This window comes from Rhodopirellula sp. UBA1907, assembly GCF_002337565.1.
GTDB classification, from domain to species: Bacteria; Planctomycetota; Planctomycetia; order Pirellulales; family Pirellulaceae; genus Rhodopirellula; species Rhodopirellula europaea.
In genome coordinates this window covers 176,114-195,063 of the sequence record NZ_DDGH01000013.1, presented here as the reverse complement: position 1 = coordinate 195,063, position 18,950 = coordinate 176,114, and the positions used below count along the sequence as shown (strand labels likewise).

At 55.3% G+C, this 18,950-nt stretch carries 10 protein-coding genes; 7 read left to right on the top strand and 3 right to left on the bottom strand.

Going from position 1 to position 18,950, the window contains the following annotated elements:
* Positions 1-1,183: PQQ-binding-like beta-propeller repeat protein (locus B2R17_RS03745; RefSeq protein ID WP_286762906.1), on the bottom strand; the 1,183-nt coding region annotated here is incomplete at its 3' end.
* Positions 1,184-1,584: 401 nt separating this feature from the next.
* Here B2R17_RS03745 and B2R17_RS03740 point away from each other — a divergent pair.
* Both B2R17_RS03740 and B2R17_RS03735 read left to right on the top strand, forming a co-directional pair.
* The gene (locus tag B2R17_RS03740) at positions 1,585-2,847 is read left to right on the top strand and encodes a xylose operon transcription regulator XylR (RefSeq protein ID WP_414707216.1); all 1,263 of its coding nucleotides are present in this window, start codon (positions 1,585-1,587) and stop codon (positions 2,845-2,847) included.
* A gap of 117 nt (positions 2,848-2,964) precedes the next feature.
* Positions 2,965-4,452: a sulfatase family protein gene (locus B2R17_RS03735; protein ID WP_286762904.1), complete on the top strand. Its 1,488-nt coding sequence runs from the start codon at positions 2,965-2,967 to the stop codon at positions 4,450-4,452.
* Between the two features lie 502 nt (positions 4,453-4,954).
* Here the strand turns inward: B2R17_RS03735 and B2R17_RS03730 are convergent.
* Both B2R17_RS03730 and B2R17_RS03725 read right to left on the bottom strand, forming a co-directional pair.
* Positions 4,955-5,452, bottom strand: a complete 498-nt coding sequence (locus B2R17_RS03730) for a GNAT family N-acetyltransferase (protein ID WP_286762903.1) — start codon at positions 5,450-5,452, stop codon at positions 4,955-4,957.
* Entirely contained in the window at positions 5,449-6,012 is a 564-nt protein-coding gene (locus B2R17_RS03725) for an RDD family protein (RefSeq protein WP_286762902.1), read from the bottom strand. The genes B2R17_RS03730 and B2R17_RS03725 overlap by 4 nt, the downstream gene beginning before the upstream one ends.
* Before the next feature lie 320 nt (positions 6,013-6,332).
* Here B2R17_RS03725 and B2R17_RS03720 point away from each other — a divergent pair, with 320 nt between their 5' ends.
* From B2R17_RS03720 to B2R17_RS03700, 5 genes are all read left to right on the top strand, one after another.
* Positions 6,333-9,374, top strand: coding sequence for a PDZ domain-containing protein (locus tag B2R17_RS03720; RefSeq protein ID WP_286762901.1), 3,042 nt, complete (start codon positions 6,333-6,335; stop codon positions 9,372-9,374).
* Positions 9,375-9,475: 101 nt separating this feature from the next.
* Positions 9,476-11,344: a sulfatase gene (locus B2R17_RS03715; protein ID WP_286762900.1), complete on the top strand. Its 1,869-nt coding sequence runs from the start codon at positions 9,476-9,478 to the stop codon at positions 11,342-11,344.
* 71 nt (positions 11,345-11,415) lie between these two features.
* On the top strand, positions 11,416-14,973 hold the full coding sequence (locus tag B2R17_RS03710; protein ID WP_339887290.1) for a dienelactone hydrolase family protein: 3,558 nt from the start codon (positions 11,416-11,418) through the stop codon (positions 14,971-14,973).
* On the top strand, positions 14,970-17,327 hold the full coding sequence (locus B2R17_RS03705; protein ID WP_339887288.1) for a right-handed parallel beta-helix repeat-containing protein: 2,358 nt from the start codon (positions 14,970-14,972) through the stop codon (positions 17,325-17,327). The genes B2R17_RS03710 and B2R17_RS03705 overlap by 4 nt, the downstream gene beginning before the upstream one ends.
* Positions 17,324-18,850 (top strand): hypothetical protein, encoded by a 1,527-nt coding sequence (locus B2R17_RS03700; protein WP_286762897.1) that lies wholly within the window; start codon positions 17,324-17,326, stop codon positions 18,848-18,850. Before B2R17_RS03705 ends, B2R17_RS03700 begins: the two co-directional genes overlap by 4 nt.
* Positions 18,851-18,950 lie beyond the last annotated feature (100 nt).

Sequence of the window (18,950 nt, the reverse complement as noted above, 5' to 3'; positions counted from 1 at the left end):
CGATGGCAAAGAGATCGCCGAAAACCGTTGCTGGCCCGAAGGCGGCGACGGAGAAGAAACGCCAGGTTTCGGCGATCTCTTTGCCATCGGCCAGCGAGATCACGCTGGTCGTTCCCTTGTAGCCGAACAGGTACAGGTTGCCGCCCGCGACCAATGGAGTCGCCCAGAGCCCTCCCGCATCCGTCCGTTTCGCGGAGACTTGTTCGCCCGTTTCCAAATCCAACCGATAGAGCACTCCGGTTCGATTGACGATCGCGGCGGTGTCACCCGCAAGGACTGGACTTCCGAACGTGCAGGTTGCCTTCTTGGCTTGCCATACAAATCCTGCTTGGAACTTACCGTCGTCGCCTTTGCTGATTTCGATCAAACCGTTGCTGGCCGCCGACGCGCCCGCGTTGGTTTCGCCGCGACCATCGGAAGCTCCGATTAGAAAGCGTCCCTCACTGACAATCGTTGGTGTGTTGGATGTGTTGTTGGAAAGGTCGGTGAATTCCCAAAGACGTTCTCCCGTCGATGGATCCAAACCAACCAGTTTTCCGCTGGCGCTGCACACGAGTTGTTGGCCATCTTCGACAGGCACCAATCGCGGTGACGCCCATGATGTCGCGCCCAACCCATCGGCTTTCCAGATGTCTTCGCCAGTCGTTGGATTGACGGCCAAAATGTAAGGAGCTTCCTCTCGTTCAACCCACACAAAAACGCGAGTCGAGTCGGCTTCCAAAGATGCGGATAAACCATGACGAGCGGTGATGGGACCGAACTCAGCGACGAGGTCTCGTTTCCATTGTGTTTCGCCCGATGGTGAGATCGCGAGCAGAACACCGCCTTCGAAAAAGGCGACAAAGCCTGCTTCGGTTGCGACGGCGCTTGGTGCGGCGCGGCTGACCATGGGAGAGTTTTTGAAGGGCGATGGGTTGGCGACGTCGACTTGCCAATTCAGTTCGCCGGTATCAATCGCGAAAGATGACACGTGGTAGTCGTCCTTGTTCTCTCCGCTGGTTGAGGTCACAACGATTTGGTCGTGAGCCACGATCGGTGTTGATTGGCCGTACCCTTTGATGTCGGCTGTCCAAGCAATGTTTTGCTCGGGTGACCACTCCGTCGGCAATGCGGTGTCGATCGACGAAAGCCCGCCGTTTTGAAACTTGGGCCATTGGCCTTCGATCGCGGAGGCGTTTGGCATTCCCGCCAACATCAAGCACGTCGCAACCAGGATGGGCACGCCAAGTGGAAGGCGAGTGAAGCAATGTTTTGCTGAGCGTCGAAGTGAAGGCACGAGGAGAGTCCTGGATGTGAGTGATGGTGATCGTCTCTTTTCACTCTGACCCAGCGGCAGATCCTTTGCCAACCCGCCCTGCGTTTTTGTTACCGATCTTGGAATGCATGTTCACCTGCTGATCCTTTGATTCAGCACTGATTGCGACCGGCTCAGCCAAAGGTCTTGCGACATGGTGAAGGAGGTGGCTCGCAAATGTGGAGTCACGTGTGGCTCGCGAATTGCGGCGTCTTTGTGTTCTGTTAGACTGGTCGATGCCTATAGACTCTGTGTTGCGTCCCTCGCAGGTAATGATTTGCGACAAATAGGTGTCGTTTTGCGACAGCGTGTCCGGCTTTGGAGAAATCACGTCAGTGACTCATATCAATCGACCCCGAATCGCTTTGCTGGTGGAGGTCTCACGGGCCTATGGTCGCGAGCTTCTGCGGGGCATCGCGTTTTATGCGAGGACGAAGGGCGATTGGTCGTTGTTGCATGAAGAGATGACGATCGATTCGGTGGTGCCCGATTGGATATCTAGAACGCGCGTCGACGGCGTGATCGCACGTCTGGATCACCACAGCATCGATCCGCTTCGAAAGTTACGTGTCCCGATCGTGGACGTGCGTGGCAACCGAAAGTTTCCAGGCGTGCCACAGGTCGTGGCTGACAACGAGCGAATCGCTGAGATGGCGTTCGAGCATCTTTGGGAACGCGGCTTTCGACGCTTCGCTTTTTGCGGCTTTCGATTCGCGACTTATTCCGACGACAGGTTGATTGCGTTTCGCAGACTGGTGGAGAAGGCTGGTTGTCCATTCACCGAGCATCAATCGCCGGGCGCTCCCGGCATCACGTTGAGAGAACTCGAACGGGCCGGCGTTGTTGAACAAGAGGCTTTGGTTGAATGGTTGTCGACATTGGAACGGCCCACTGGCTTGTTTGTGTGCAACGACATTCGCGGACAACAAGTTCTCAATGCATGTCGGTTTGCAAACATCGCCGTGCCTGACGATGTGGGTGTGATCGGCGTCGATGACGATGACACGATTTGTTCGATTTGTGATCCATCTCTCTCAAGCGTGCGGCCCAATGCGGAATTGGCGGGGTACCGAGCCGCCGAGATCTTGCAACAAATGCTCAACGGCTGGGTGCCTGACAAAGAAGTCGAACGTATCCCGCCAATTTCAGTGACGGAACGATTGTCGACCAAGGTCGTCGCGGTCGAAGACGCTGAACTCGCACGAGTGTGTCGCTTCATTCGCCAGAACGCTTGCAACGGAATCAACGTTGGTGACGTGGTCAAGTTCACATCGCTATCGCGTCGGCAACTTGAGCGACGTTTCCGAGAAGTGCTGGGCCACACGCCGCATCATCAGATCACGGTGACTCAGCTGGAACGCGTGCGTCAGTTGTTGACTGAAACCGACATGACGTTGGAACAAATCGCTCCTCTCGCCGGCTACAGTCACAAGGAGAGTCTCGGCGCGGTCTTCAAACGTGAGACTGGCCAGTCGCCCGGCGAGTACCGGACGGAGCAACAGAAAAAAGGCAAAGGTGCTCGCGAAGAGTTGGGTGAGGCCGAGTCGAATTAGACGTCGAAACGATGGATCAAAAATTGTGCTGGCGGGCGAATGATCTTGGTACGCAAAACAACTCATTCATCGCTAACCGAAACATCAATTCCGAACCAATCGATTGAGTGAATACGAATGACGAATCCAAAGGATTTCACAAAGAGCTTCCCAAAGAGCTTCCCTTTGCAGTGCGTTCGCTACGTGTGCCTGACGACAGTGGTGATGCTGTTCGTTTTGGCTGGTGCGGCGGAATCTCGCTGTGCCGCCGCAGAAGACACGGTCACATCGTCGGTCGGCAAAAAGCCCAATATCCTTTTTATCTTTGCTGACGATTGGGGTTGGGGCGATCTGTCTTGTCATGGGCATCCCTATGTGCGAACTCCCAACATCGATCGCTTGGCACGCGAGGGCACGGACTTTGAACGATTCACGGTTGCCAGCGGAGTGTGTTCGCCCAGTCGAACGGCTGTGATGACGGGGCAATTCCCGGCTCGCCACAACATCGACGGCCACTTCGCTTGGGTGCCCAGCAACGCCAAACGCAACATGCCCGATTGGTTGGATCCCAGTGCCGTCACGCTGCCTCGGTTGTTGCAATCCGGCGGCTACAAAACGGCTCACTTTGGCAAGTGGCACCTGTCCAACGACATGATTCCGGATTCGCCCACGCCCGCGGAATACGGATACGATCGATACGGAGCGTTCAATTGCTCGGGCGAGCAGATGCCAGTTCACGAGGACGCCAATGAAACGATCAAGTTCATCGAAGCGGCTCATTCCGAAGGCGATCCATTCTTCGTCAACTTGTGGGTCCATGAACCCCACACTCCATTCCATGTGATTCCAAAGTATCGCTGGCGTTTTCGCCACAGTGGGCTGAGCGAAGCCGATGAAATCTATGCAGCAGTGCTGTCGCACGCGGACGATCGCATTGGTGAAGTCTTGGACGCCTTGGATCGGTTGAAGTTGACTGACGAGACTTTGGTGATCTTTAGTTCCGACAACGGGCCGGCTCGCGGTTCAGCCAATGCTAAATTGGAGTTGAGCTACGACACCGCGACCGGAGCGGGTTTCGGCATTGGTGCCGCCAAAGGAATCACCGCAGGACGAAAAGGCTACAAGGCGTCGTTGTTTGAAGGTGGCATCAACGTTCCGTTCATCGTGCGTTGGCCGGGCAAAGTCGCCGCGGGAGAAACCAATGATTCAGCGATGATCAGCGCCGTGGATTTGTTGCCGACATTCTGCGAAATCGCCGGCGTCAAATTGCCTTCCGCGTATCAACCCGACGGCGTCAGCCAGGTTTCGGCATTGCAGGGGCAATCGTCAACGGGACGCACCAAGCCTTTGTTTTGGAAGTACGGTGCACGCTGGCCTGCCCAGAAATCTCGTCCGCATCACTGGGCTTCGTACTGCGTGGTGAATGAACGATGGAAGCTGTTGGCGAACCAAGATTCGAGCTACCTCGAGTTGTACGACATCGTGTCCGATCCTTATGAGTCGACTGACTTGAAGGAGACGCATCCCAATGCCGTTTCGAAACTGTCGGAACAGCTGGCGGACTGGAAAGCCTCGCTGCCTGAGTCACCCGACTCCAAGCTGTTCTCCAGTCTCCGCAAGAACTGATCTCGTTTGCTTGTCTGAGAAAGCCGGACGAACTCAATCGTGCGATCCGCGACCGCCCCCAGAATTTCGCGAATCTCGGGTCGAGTCGCGCCGTTCGAGAGTGGACTTCGGTAGTACTTCCAAAGACCTTGTACTCCGTGCGTGTATTGATATCGAGACGAATTAATGGAGATGTTTTTGCGATCTTCAGTGCACACATTTCGAGCAAGAAGGCTGTGCAGTTTTTGAAGTGCTGCGCTCGCAAGGTTGAAATCAATCTCCTGAACGCAGCTGGGTAGGGTTGGGATGCGAGCGTTCAGCGAGGATTCCTGGGAGGGTAGTGCGCGCCGTTTCCCATGCTCGGCCCCCTCCCTCGCGTACGCCTGAACGGCGTCGCTTGACCTCCCCCCAAAACTTCGTTTCGGGAGAGGCACGCCGTGTGTAGATCTGCCGAGAAACGGCACTTCAAAACGGCATGACCTCCAAGCAACTCGGGGTTACGAGATCGTTTGGTCGAGAGACGCTAATCAGTGAGCGACCGAATTTGCATGGAGACCGTTTTTCCACTGTCCAGCTGTCGAGTGCCAACGGGAATGAAACCCGTCGACTTGTGGAAGTGGAGCGATGCGTCATTGGCAGGTTCTGAATCGATTTCCGCACAAATGCGTAAAGCCCCCAGTCGCTTCGAATCGTCAAACGCTCGCAAGTACAGGGCACGGCCAACGCCAAGACCACGGAACTCTTTTGATACCACGACCCGGTCAATGTAAACGAAGTCTTCGTGGCGTTCGGAGAACCATTGGAAGTTGCCGTTGTCGTATGCCGCGCCGACAGGACTCGCGAGCAGGAATCCGGCAAGCTGTCCGTTGACTTCCGCCGCGAGTCTCAGATTGCTGAGTTCGTACAGCATTGCGAACCGTTCGGCATCCATGGGACTGGTGAGTGCGACGACAGCTTCGTTCAATTCAACGACCGCGGAGGAGTCTTGAACGGTCAGGTCTCGGATCGAGAGAGCGTTCATGCAAACTTCCTGGGACGGACGACGCGTGGGTAGGACGGTGCAATTCCGCCCGCGAAATATCGGGTGAGGTGCATTGGTGCGGAGCCTTCCGGTTGCGCGGTGGCACGGACGACGTAGGTGCCGCAGTAGCAATCTCGCAATGTTTGTCGCTCTGAGTCAGCGCCCAACCAAATCAGATCGAGAATGAAATTGAATGGGCCATAAGTCCACATCAATAGTCGAAGTGTCATCCTCGTCAGTGACGGCCGGGATCCACGTATGTCAATGATTCGAAGGCCCGACAATCGGTAACCGATCGTGCGAAGCCGAGAACGTTTGATCACCGTCATGTAGACCCAAGCGATCGTGAGCCAAATCGCAAAGTGAAGCGCCTCTGGACTTCGGTGAGACTCTAGGACGTAGAACAGCAGCGCCAGAAAGATCCAAATCGCGATGCCGACGAACATCAGAATCGCTCCATCAGTCACCATCGCGATCAAGCGACGGATGAAACCGGGATAGGATTCTTGCGAGAAGTAGATGCCGTCGCCGAGCGAATGGTCAACTTGCTGGTGTTTCATCCGGTTTCAATATGGTTTGGTTGGAACGTGGCGAGGACGAAAATCGCCTGAACAGCGTTCGCCGAGTTTCGTTCGTTGAGACTACATCGGCGTGGCGGAGGCAACCAGAACGCGTCCAATTGCGCGGCTTGGACAGGAGAAACCGCGGGGTTCGGTTGTTATGCTGGTGACTGATTCCAGTCCGGTAAGTTGTGTTTGCGGCCGCTTCGTGTCCCTAGATGTCGCAAAACATTTCGGGCACGCCGCATTGACCCGTGGAGTTTTCCGACGGTTGGATCATTGTGGCCGCTTGGCAGAACTCTTTCTCTTTGAAAATCACAATGCATTTCTCTCGAACGCAAGTCTCCTGGCCAGTTCTTGGGAATCGTTCGGAAACGCCGGCGATCATTGACGAGTCATCCGTCGGCCTGAGGAACAGAGTTGCGTCTTCCCGGTTGGATCGTCTGTCGTGGGTTATCTGCACGCTGATGTGGATGACGTTGGGAATGCAGTCGGCAAACGCATTGGATGTGTATGTCAGCGTGCAAGGCGATGACTCCAACAACGGTTCTCGCTCGGCGCCGGTTGCCTCTATCGATCGTGCTCGGGAAATCGTGAAGGCAGTCGTTGGCAAACAACCCGTGACGGTTTGGGTTGGCAATGGTGTGCATCACTTGGCCCAAACGTTGGTGTTCGAACCGAGCGATTCGGGATCGGCTGAGAACCCGGTGGTCTATCGTGCTGAAAACGAAGGACAGGCGGTTTTGAGTGGAGGTTCACCGGTTGAGTTGAATTGGAAGCCGTTTCGGGATGGCATCATGCAAGCCAGCACGGAACCGGGGTTGGCGATCGATCAGTTGTTTGTCGATGGCCGGATGCAACGCATGGCTCGCTATCCCAATTTTGATCCGACTAAGAAGACGCAAGCGTATCAAGGTCATGCTGCGGACGCGTTTTCAAAAGAACGAGCAGCGAAGTGGAGCGATCCGACTGGCGGATTCATCCACGCGATGCACCGAGCACGCTGGGGCGGGTATCACTATCAAATCACCGGCAAGGATGCAGATGGCGATGTGACCTACGAGGGCGGATGGCAAAACAATCGACCCTCGGGAATGCACAAGGACCAGCGGATGGTCGAGAACATCTTCGAAGAATTGGATGCACCGGGCGAGTGGTGTCACAACGCGAAAATGAACACGTTGTATTTCTATCCCGGCCCAGCGATGGATTTAGAGACGGCCAAAATCGAGGTTGTTCGGTTGCGGCACTTGATCGAGTTCAACGGCACCGAGCAACAACCTGTTCGGCACATCACATTGAACGGTTTTGTCTTCCGGCACTCCGCTCGAACGTTCATGGAAACCAAGGAACCGATGCTGCGATCGGACTGGACGATCTACCGCGGCGGTTCCGTGGTGTTGACCGGAACCGAAGACATTGAGATCGCGGATTCCGAGTTTGATCAGGTCGGTGGCAATGCGATCTTCGTCAGCAACTACAACCGCCGGGCTCATATTCACGGGTGCCACATTCACGACGCGGGAGCCAGCGGCGTTTGCTTTGTCGGGGACCCCAACGCGGTGCGAGACCCGTTGTTTCAGTACGGTCACAAAAACGATTTGGCAAAGGTCGATCGAACGCCAGGACCGAAAACGAACAACTACCCAGCGGATTGTGTGGTTGAAGATTGCTTGATCCACGGGATTGGACGAGTCGAACGGCAACCGGCAGGCGTGCAGATCGAAATGGCGCAGCACATCACCGTTCGTGATTGCTCGATCTACGACTGCGCTCGGGCCGGCATCAACATCGGCGATGGAGCTTGGGGCGGTCACTTGATTGAAGGATGTGATGTCTTCGACACCGTCCAAGAAACGCACGACCACGGTTCGTTCAATTCATGGGGCCGCGATCGCTACTGGAGCAGCGACCGAGGTGCCAGTCAAAAAGTCATCGACAAAGAGCCTGACTTTCCATTCTTAGATGCCGTGGAAACGACCGTCATTCGAAACAGTCGCTGGCGTTGCGATCATGGCTGGGACATCGACCTGGACGATGGATCGTCGAACTATGACATCACCAACAACTTGATGTTGGCGGGCGGATTGAAGTTGCGTGAAGGTTTTCGTCGTCGGGCGTGGAACAACATCACGATCAATAACGGACTGCACCCGCACGTTTGGTACAACAACAGCGGTGATGAAGTCTTCAGCAACATCTTCATGGCCGCGCCGCAAGGTGCTCGAATGCCGACGAAAACGGCCAAGGGAAAACGAGTCGACGGCAACCTGTACTACGCAAACGCTCCGGACATGAAGGATCGTTACGCCAGTTTTGGTTGGGATGTGAATTCGATTGTCGCGGATCCGAAATTCGTCGATCCCGAAAAGGGAGACTTTCGCGTGGAAGCAGGTTCACCCGCGATGGCGATCGGTTTCAAAAACTTTCCGATGGACCAGTTCGGAGTGAAAAAGCCTTCGCTGAAGAAGATTGCGGCGACGCCTGTGCTTCCGGAATTGGATGTCAAGAGTTCGCTCAACAAACCGCGATCGGACAGCGGTCGTGTGACGCGGCCTCAGCCGATTTATTGGTTGGGTGCGAGAGTGGCGGACTTGAAAGGGGCGGAGTTCTCGGCATACGGCGTTGCCAAAGAAGACGGCGGCGTGGCGTTATCGGCCGTCGTGGCGACCACCTCCGCCGCGGAGGCCGGTCTGCAAAACGGCGATCTTGTCAAAGCAATCAATGGGAAACCGGTGCGAACGGTTGCAGAGTTGCTGACGGAGTACCAACGGGCGAGTGATGCGACGTTGCAGCTCAAAGTGGTTCGAGAACAACGGGTGATCGAGCTTTCGGTCCAGAAAACGCCGATGGTGATCGTTGAAAATATCGAGTCCGCTGCTGCAGGAGAACTCAACGAGATGCTCGGTTCGGATGCGAAGGTCGAAGCCAATCACTCCGTTCGCGATGCACCCATTGGAACGCTCCTCGATGGCAAGTTGGCGGACGGATACGGTCCCGTGTTTGCAAATGGAGTCAACTCGGGTGCGTACCGAGTGGACTTGGGGACCGTCGCGGAAGTTTCTTCCATCCTCAGTTGGTCAACGAACCTGAACGGTGTGCGTGGTCCGCAAAAGCTGACTTTGTACGCGAGTGCGTTGGATTCCGATCCCGGGTGGAACGTGGGAGATCGGTCCAAATTTGTTCCTCTGACCACGATTGACACCACCGGTCTCAAGCACGGCAAGTATTGCTCCGTCGAGTTGCGATCACGAGAGGATCAATCGCTGGGCCGTTTTCGATGGGTCGTTTGGAAAGTCCAACCCGTCACCCAACGCGGTGAGAACACTGCCTTTCAAGAACTGCAAGTTCTGACGCGGTGAGCTGGTGCATTCGCCGCTCGCCGCGATTGAAGTCCGACCAAACAACCTCCCTCCTTCCCGCCCCCACCTTCACCTCCCTCCTCTCACCTCGGTGAACCCTCATGTCTTGCTTCTTGAAAATTCAGGCATTGGCCACGTGCGCCGTTCTTGGTGCGATCGGTTTCGCTGCTCCAGCATTCTCGCAGGATCGTCCGGACAAGCCCAATGTGGTGTTGCTGTTGACGGATGATCTCGGATGGCAAGACGTCGGTTGCTACGACATAGACGAACCCTGCCCCTATGAGACTCCCAACATCGATCGGCTGAGTCAGCAGGGCGTCTTGTTTTGGCAAGCGTATTCGCCGGCACCAACTTGTGCCCCGTCGAGGGCTGCGATTCTGTCAGGCAAGCATCCCGCCAGAACACAGAAGACTCATGTGGTTGGAGGAGCACCTCCGTCGCCTTACACCAAGAAATCGCCTCTGATCTCGCCGTGGTACAGCGGCCGAATGAAGTTGAGCGAAATCACGATTGCTGAGGCGCTTCGCGAAAACGGGTATCGGACGGGGCACGCGGGGAAATGGCATGTCGCGATCAATCATTTCGCGTTCCCACAACCGGAAGACCAAGGCTTCGATTTCACTCGGGCCGAACGAGGCGTGACCCGACCAATGCGTCCCAACCGCTTGTCCGGATTCGCGAGCGATGCGGACGACGATCCTTACAAGCTGGATGAGGATGGATTCCCGTTTCATCAGAATGTGGCTGACGCGATGTCGTTCATGGACGAAGCCAAAGCCGAACCCTTCTTTCTGTATCACGCGACGTACTTGGTGCACGCTCCGATTCACACGCGATCGGAACGGTTGCTGCGGAAGTACTGTGAAAAAATGAAGGTTCCGTTCCCGACTGATCCGAAGATCTGGGAGCTCGAAGGGCAACGCAATCCGTTCTACGGTGCGATGGTTGAGATGCTGGACCACTATGTTGGCAACGTGTTGCGTTACCTCGACACCACGGAAGACCCGCGTTGGCCGGGGCATCAACTGAGCGAGAACACGTACGTGATCTTCACGTCGGACAATGGCGGGATGGAGCGTCATCCGGGCGAAATCATCACCGACAACTATCCGCTCGACAAAGGCAAAATCAACGCGAAGGAAGGCGGCGTCCGCGTCCCATTGATCATTCGCGGCCCAGGGATCGCACCGGGAACGGAATCCAATGCGATGGTCAACGGTTTGGATTTCTATCCAACCATTTTGTCTTGGACCGGAACACCCAAACCGGCCGAGCAATATCTCGATGGAGCGGACCTGTCGTCGTTGCTTGCATCAGATCCAACGGATGCGTCCTTGATCGTTGGTCGCGACGGAAAGCCTCGTGATTCGATGTTCTGGCATTTCCCGCACTCGTCGATGCAGTCCACTCTTCGCGTCGGCGGCTACAAGCTGATTCGAAATTGGGACGATGTCTTGCAAGGCGATGACAATCCGCTGGAGCTGTACCGCCTCTATGACGAGCGGAACCAACGCGTGGACATCGAGGAGTCCAACAATTTGGCCGCTGACATGCCGGAGAAGGCAGCGGCGATGAACGAAGAGCTGCAACGGCGTCTCGATGAAACGGCCGCGAGTACGCCCTATCTGAACCCAAATTGTTTGCGTCGTTTGCCCAACAAAGACAAGGTTTGCCAGGTGGCCGATCACGGACGGGATGGAAACATCGTGTGGGCGAAGTTTCAAACGAACGGGGCGAAGGTGGTGAAAGCCAATCTGATCTACACGGACAACGGAGGCGAACGATACGAGGAATGGTATCGGCTGCCCGCGAAAATGGTGGGTGACCGTGTGGAGGTTGAATTGCCCAAAGAGGCGACGCATTACGTTTTCAACCTGATCGATGAAAATCATTTTCTGGTCAGTTACCCGACGATGAAAAACGGAAAGGATTCGTCGGAACCGTATTCGAAACGGGCGATCGCGAAATAGTTGGGTAGCCACGTCTGCCTCTCAGATCCGCTCTCATTCCCCATCCTTCCCACCAGTCCAATCTCGATCCTATGAAGTTCTCTCCTCGTCATCGATGTGCGTCGATTCGTTGCGTGTTGTTGGCTCTCATGGTTGTTTTGTGCGGCGCAGATTTCGCGCCGGCACAATTGGATGAGACTTTGCCGTCGCTCGTCGACGGACGTGCTCCGGAAAACTTTGAGGAGATGTGGCGTGGCTTCGATCCCACGAGCGAGCCTCTGAATGTGGAGGTGGTGAGAGAATGGGAAGAGGACGGCGTCGATCTCAAAATCGTTCGCTTTCGAATGGGTGTGTTCAAAGGACACGAAGCCAAACTCGCCGCGGTCTTTGGTGTTCCCAAAGGTGCCACGAATGTGCCGGGGTTGGTTCAAATTCACGGCGGCGGTCAATTCGCGGACTACAAGGCTTGCGTTGCCAATGCGAAACGAGGTTATGCGACGGTCTCGATCGCTTGGGCCGGTCGGATCTCAGCACCCGGCCACCGAGTTTCTCGCGACGAAGTGAAGCTGTTCTGGGATCAGAAAACGGATGATCCCGCTTACAGGCTTACCACCGACTGGGGCGTGGTGGATGGCTATCACGCTCCATCTCGCAATCCTGGGAATCAGTTCCCGAGTGCGAAGCCTGGGGAGTGGACGTTGGACGATGTGGAGTCGCCACGCAACAGCGGTTGGTTCTTGTGTGCGATCGCTGCCCGTCGAGCGTTGACGTTTTTGGAATCGCAACCGGAAGTCGACGCAAACCGACTTGGCGTCTACGGGCACTCCATGGGCGGCAAATTGACAGTGTTGACCGCGGTGGATCCTCGAGTCAAAGCCGCTGCGCCATCATGCGGCGGAATCAGCGATCGCTACAACGACAGCGAATTGTTTCGAAAGACATTGGGCGATGACGTGAGCCTGAGTGAGATCCAGTGCCCGATCATGTTCCTCAGCCCCGCGAATGATTTCCATGGACGGATTGGTGACCTGCCCAGTGCGGTGAGTGAGATTCAAAGTCAAGATTGGCGGGTGACTTGCTCACCCCATCACAACCACCAAGACACGCCCGCCTATGAAGCGGCGACGTTGCTTTGGTTTGATCAGCATCTAAAGAACGCCTTCCAATTTCCCCAGACACCAAAGGTGACGATGGTTTGGGATGGTTCCGATGGCGTTCCGAAAGCCAAGGTTCAGGCGGACGCGTCCATGCCGATCGAGTCGGTCGATGTGTACTACACCCAAAACGGCAAACCCGGCGAAACACCATCCGATCGAGACGACGTGGTGCATCGATTTTGGCACCATGTTTCCGCCGCCGAAGGTGATGACGCCTGGACCGCGAAAATGCCGATTTCAAGTACGAGCAAACCGTTGTGGGTTTATGCCAACGTGACCTATCGGTTGTCTGAAACAGTGGAAGGCGTTGGCTACTACTACCGAACGTATCGCACCGACGAAGTGAACCTGTCATCGGTGGTTCAAATGTTTGACTCCGAACAGTTGCGTGCCGCAGGTGTCAAAGCGACCAAGCAACACACCAACCTCATCGAAGATTTCGCGAGCGATTGGGAGCGTGAATGGTTCACCTATCGGCCGGAACAGTGGGCTCGGACGACGAATAAGCTCAGCGCCGATCAGTACAAAGCTCCCGCAAACGCGAAGCTGACTCTGGAGGTGCAGTCAGTGCAAGCGAATTCGTTGGTGGCCGTGATTGATGAATACGCGGCGACTGTCGAGCTTGATGGCGGTGAGACTTGGCAAACGATCGAGTTAACGCCTGGCGATTTTCAGAATGCCGCTGCAGAGTCGCTTGCCAATTGGGAAGGAATTCGTCAATTGAAACTGAGCGATGTCGAACGTCTCACCAGCGGCAGAGGCGAATCGGCTCAATCACGTATCGTCGGCCAGCGTTGGAAAGGCGAACCACCTCAATTTCGAAACTTGCGATGGACAACCCAAGCGGCCGACTCCGCCAATTCCAGATTGGACGTGTTTCCTGGGTCCACAGTTGGAGTCGAATCGGTCAACGGCGAAACCAAATTTCAGACGCAGTATTCGCCCAGCCCAAGCGTGTGGGACGACCGGATTGATGAAGCGGCTGTCTTCCAAGTCGAGATGCAACATCAACAATCTCCTGCAGATTCGTTTCGATTGCGAATGGGCAAAGGCGGTCAAATCTATTCGCTGCGAGGCTCGTTCGGTGAAAGTTTGCCGCCATCTTGGAGAAAGCCCGGTGGCAAACTGTCGCCTTGGAACGACGAGGTTTGGCAGTTCGTTGCTGTGTGCACCCAGTTCAACGGCATCAAGACAGAGCGGCCCAATCGACGTCGACCGGAACAATCATCGTCACAAGTCGAAGAGGTCAAGAACAAGCTGGCGGAACTTGGGCTGAGTGACACTTTCTTTGTTCACAACTCGGGGGCGTACATCCCCAATTCGTCGGAGCTGAAGTCTCTGTACTGTCCGCTGTTGGCCTACGAGATTGACGAAGACGCTCGTGCCATTCGAATGTTGAACTGGGGTTTGGTTCCGCAGATCCGAAGCGTGCATCGATCGCCGTTGCTGTACTACACACAAATTCGCGATGCGGGCGATGGCGTGATCGAGATGACTTGGGTGGTGCATAATTTCAGCCAAAGAGACGACGTCGTTTTTGATCACCTCAATGCACCTTGGGGCGGCACACGGATCAGCAGTCTGCCGCTTCGGTACGTGGCGTCTCCGGAAGGCGAATTGCTTGAGCGGGAAGGCTTTTTGAGCGAACACGGCACCGTGGACGTTCGCGAAACCGCGGGTTGGAATTTATCGTGTCAATCCAATGCGGAAGACAGCCCAAGTTTGGCGTTGGTGTACGGTCGCGACAAACATCTGGAACGCGAATTGGAACGCAAGGCCAACGGCGAAGCTTATTGCCAATTCAAACACTCGTTGTATCGCGATTGGCGTGCGAGCGATCCGCTCTACAAAAACGAATGGAAAGATTGGGCGACTCGGCCGGAAAATAGTTTTCGAAACTACGACGTTTGCGAGATCATTCCAAAGCTTCGCATCGTTCCGGGATCGACGATTTGGTTCCGCAGTTACCTGGTTGTTGGTGAAAAAGTGGAAACCATGAAGCGGGCTCAATCGCTGGTGGACCACGTCGATTATGGGCTGTTGGACTTCAGTGCGGACCAGTGCCCCATGACGACGGTTGTTCGTGGCGGCGTGTCGATGCAGTTGTTTGCGAAGCCGGTTTCCGGATCGTTGCCGGTGTTTGAAATCGAACATGCCGAAACCGGGCAAAACATTCTGACCACCGATCCTTATTACTTTGTCGAAAACCAACCGCTGGATCTGGATCTGCCGAGCGATCACCCACAGCGAGATTATTTCGCTAGCGTTCGTGGCTACTTTCTCGATCGCAACCACAGCAAGTGGAAACGTTTGGTGGGATACGCCATGGTCGAACCTCCTGCCGAAGGCGGCTCACATGCGAAAGGGACCTGGAAACGTCTGTCCAGCGTGCTGAACTCGCAAGTGGCGGCGGAGGACAACAAGTATCATCGAGATGTCTGGGTTCAATGCAGTGACACGGCATCCAATGTAGAAGCGAGGGCAACGGAATGAACGGCATGTATTGTTTGCTCCCTTTTCCAAATGCAAAGCTTGGTTCAATAGTCATTTCCATGCAGCGTTCTCTGTTTGCATCCCGTTTGTTCGTTGTTTTCGCCGTGTTGCTCGGCGGTGGTCACTTCGTCGTGGCCGGTGCTGAAACGGCGAGCCAGTTCGAATCGTCGGGAGCTGTTCAGACGGACGAGTCGTCGCCTGTTGTGCTCGGCTATGGCGTGGGGAACTTTCGTGTTGGCAAGTTGCTCGCGAATGACAACTTTGAAACGCTCGACGACTGGGTGGTGCAGATCGAAGACCGCAAAGGCTTCCCAGAGGCATCGGTTCGGGCGAAGGATGAGACGTTGGATTGTTTGGTTCCGGGACGCGGCTGCACGGTTTGGTACCGGGAAAAATTGCCGACGCGAATCGCGATCACGTATGACGTGGTTTGCCCCACCCATGATCCCGCCATTCGCGGTGTGGAACCGCGGGATTTGAATCAGTTTTGGATGGCGACCGATCCCGCGGATTCTGAGAAGGGATTGTTTGATGAGTCTCGCTATTGGGGGAAGTTCACGGACTACGACAAAATGCATGGCTACTACGCCAGCAGTGGAGGACGCAAGAACACGACGACTCGCATGCGCCGCTACCCTCGGTCAAAGAACGGCAAGCCCGTTCCGCATGTGGCTTTGAACGAACAAGACAACCACCCCGGTTATCTGATCCAGCCCAATCGCAAGATGACGGTCCAGTTGGTCGCTTATGACGACGTGGTTCAGTACATCCTGGACGGAAGGTTGGTCTATCAATTCCGGCAAGGCGACTCAGTCGGATTGGAAGACCGAGATTCTGATGGCAAGATTGTTCAACGTATGACGCAACTGGGGCCTGAAGGCGGCGTTGCTTATCGCGAAGGTTTCTTTGGTTTCCGCATGGTCGGAACCCACCATGTTTATTCCAGTTTTCGCGTGCACGAGTTGCTGCCGATCGAACCGGATGAGACGTCTGCCAGCCGACCTGTCATTCGAGTCCATTCCATTGAAGGACTTCGGCACGCTGCGAAGGAAAGTGGACAGCAGATAGTGATGACGCCCGGTGAGTACCTTTTGGCGGACCGCAAAGGGCTGAGGTTTTCCGGTTCCGACAATGACGTCGAGCTGACTGGCGTCAAACTGAACGTGCCAATTGAGGTTGCATCGGGGCGGAATCTCTTTCGGTTGTCAGGGAGTGGGATCACCATTCGTGGCGGTTTCGTGGAGGACACCTATCCGGATGGCTCAACGGAAGTGACCGACTTTGGAAGCTACAACCGAGGTCGCAAGTATGGCGGCATGAATGAGATGGTGATCCCCGGTGACAACAATCGCGTGTTCGGGATGAAGATGATCATTCGCGGGTCGTACCCGTACGGGTATGGCAATATGTACGGGATCGGTGCGGGCAGCGTGCTCGGATTGCGAAAGCATTGCGGCATTCAAATCACTGGCGACAACGTGGTGATCGACGGGTGCCAAATCAAAATGGAAGCCTTCGGCCACGCCATTTATGTGCAGGGCGGCAATCGAACAACAGTGAGAAATACGATCGTCGAAGGAACGTTGCGGCCCAGCAACGATTGTTACGAGGAACGCAATGAACGTGATCTGGCCAAGCGATTTGACTATCAATTGCAATGGCCGGAAGACGTTCGTGGGCTGCCAATTCCTCGCGACCACATGATCAACTGCACCGAAGACGGCATCCGAGCCTACAAGGGCGCCGGAGAAATGATCGTTGATAACTGTGTAGTGAAAACATCACGTGGCGGAATCAAGCTTTACATGGCGAAGAAGGCGACGGTGACGAATTGCACCGTGCTGGACTGCGTTGTGCAAGGGTATTCGTTGCCCAGCCGAGGTGTGATTGAAAATTGCCGTGGCAACGCAGCGTACGGGCCTCTGTTGTACGTGCACTCCGATTCTCACTCGGGTCAGCAAATTGATCTGGAGGTGCTGCCAGCTCCTCATTCACTCGGTGATCACCCCTTGGCGGCGATTAAAGGCAAGGGGCATGACATCCGGCTGTGGCAACGCTCGCCTGCGGAAGAAACACTGCGTCCGATCATCATTGGCTACGCTTTGAGGTTTGATTTCTTGAGCGTTGACTTTCCAGATGTTCCAAAGGGGCATGAGACGCTCTTTGAAAAACACGCTCCGAAGACCTATCGAGCCTCTGATATCACGCTCACCAACGAGACACAGCACCCCGTTGTGCTGGCTGAACTGTCGAGCGGCAATCACGTCAGCAGTCTGGGCTCCGTGACGGATCTTGGCATCGACAATGAACTGGAATCAATTACCCACACCGACAACGTAAAGGACACACCATGAAATCACGACGATCGTTGAACGCCCTTTTGCCCTCATTGCTGCTTGGCATGGTCTGTTGTCCGAATCTCGCAGTGTCCGATGAGACCTGGCGGATTGAAACGCAGGAAGAGTGGACGTCGGGCTTGGAATCGAGTTCTGAACTCAAGCTGAAGGATGGCCAAGCTGTTCCGACGGCCAAGCTCGCGACTTTGAAGAGTGAGCTGAAAACGTTTCCGATGAAGCGGTCGGCCAAGTCCATCGTTGTGACTCAGTCGGCTGCTTGGTTGAACTGGGAACCAGCGGGAAACCTCGGACCAGTCAATTTGGGTGACGCGCCGGTGATGTTGAGTCTCGGACCAGACAATTACTGGATGTTTGGTCGATATGGAAATGGCCGAAACCGTAAAGACCGATCCAAACAAGCTCCGTTTCAGCCGGAGCCCGCCACGCTGGACGGATTTGAGATGCCGCTGATGACGACTCCGTTTGCCAATCAATACGACGCACCCGGCGGCAAGAAGAAACGCCTCGGTGGCTATCACGCTTGGCAGAGTCGTGACATGGTCAACTGGGTGCACCATGGCCCGATCACGGAAAGCTTTGCTAAGTGGATGACCACCGCAGAATTCGCGGACGGCAAGGCGTACTTTTACTACGATTTCCCCAACGACCAAGACCCGCATGTTTACGTGGATGACGATCTGTTCGACGGCCTGCCGGGCGAGAACAAGGGCATGGCCTACGACGACCCAACGCACGGATCGGATTGTGCGATCATCCGTGATTCGGACGGTCAGTTTCATCTGATCTTGGAAGATTGGAGTCCCATCAACGCGCAGACGCATGCGTGGGATTCGCCTTTGGCTGTGCACGCGGTCAGTCCCGATGGTTTGCAGGATTTCAAAGCGTTGTCGCCACCGATCGATGAACGCACCAAGCCAACCGGTAAGATCGGAACGTACAAACACCCGCACTGGTTGAAGGAAAACCCCGAGCGATTCAAGACCAACGTCGCGAAGTATGAAATTCACAAGCCAGAACAAAACGCGTACGGCGACTGGGCAGCGATCTCGATCGGCGGCGAGTACTACTTGTTCTGCGACTACGATCCAGCGGACAGCAAGTCGATGAGCGTCGGTTGGTTCACTTCCAAGAGCATCGATGAACCGTTCACTTGGTGCGGCAACATTGGCAAGGGCCATCCTGATCCGGACATCATGTTTGCCGAGGGCAAGTTCTATCTCGCGACGCAGCAGGCAATGGACTTTGTCAGCGATGGGCCTTGGGTGGATGGAGTGCAAGTTCGAGTCGGCGTGGATGTCGACCAAGATCAGTCGATTGATCAGTGGACCGAGTGGACCACCATCAAAGAAAGCTACGACCACGTGCCCGGCTTCGCCAAACAAGTTGCGAGAACACCTGCTGAGCTGGATTTATCCAAGTTGCCGGACGGGTTCGGCTACCAATTTGAAATCAAGATCGAAGACACCACCGAGAACGATTCGAAACCCGTGCTGGATGCGGTGGAGTTGATGTTCGACTGAGTTGGAGGCTGGTTTGGTGTGTCACCGTTCGACCTCCCCTCGCTTCGCTCGACCCTCCTGCCAGGAGGGTGAATTGAGGAAGTGTTCGAACGCTTCCGTC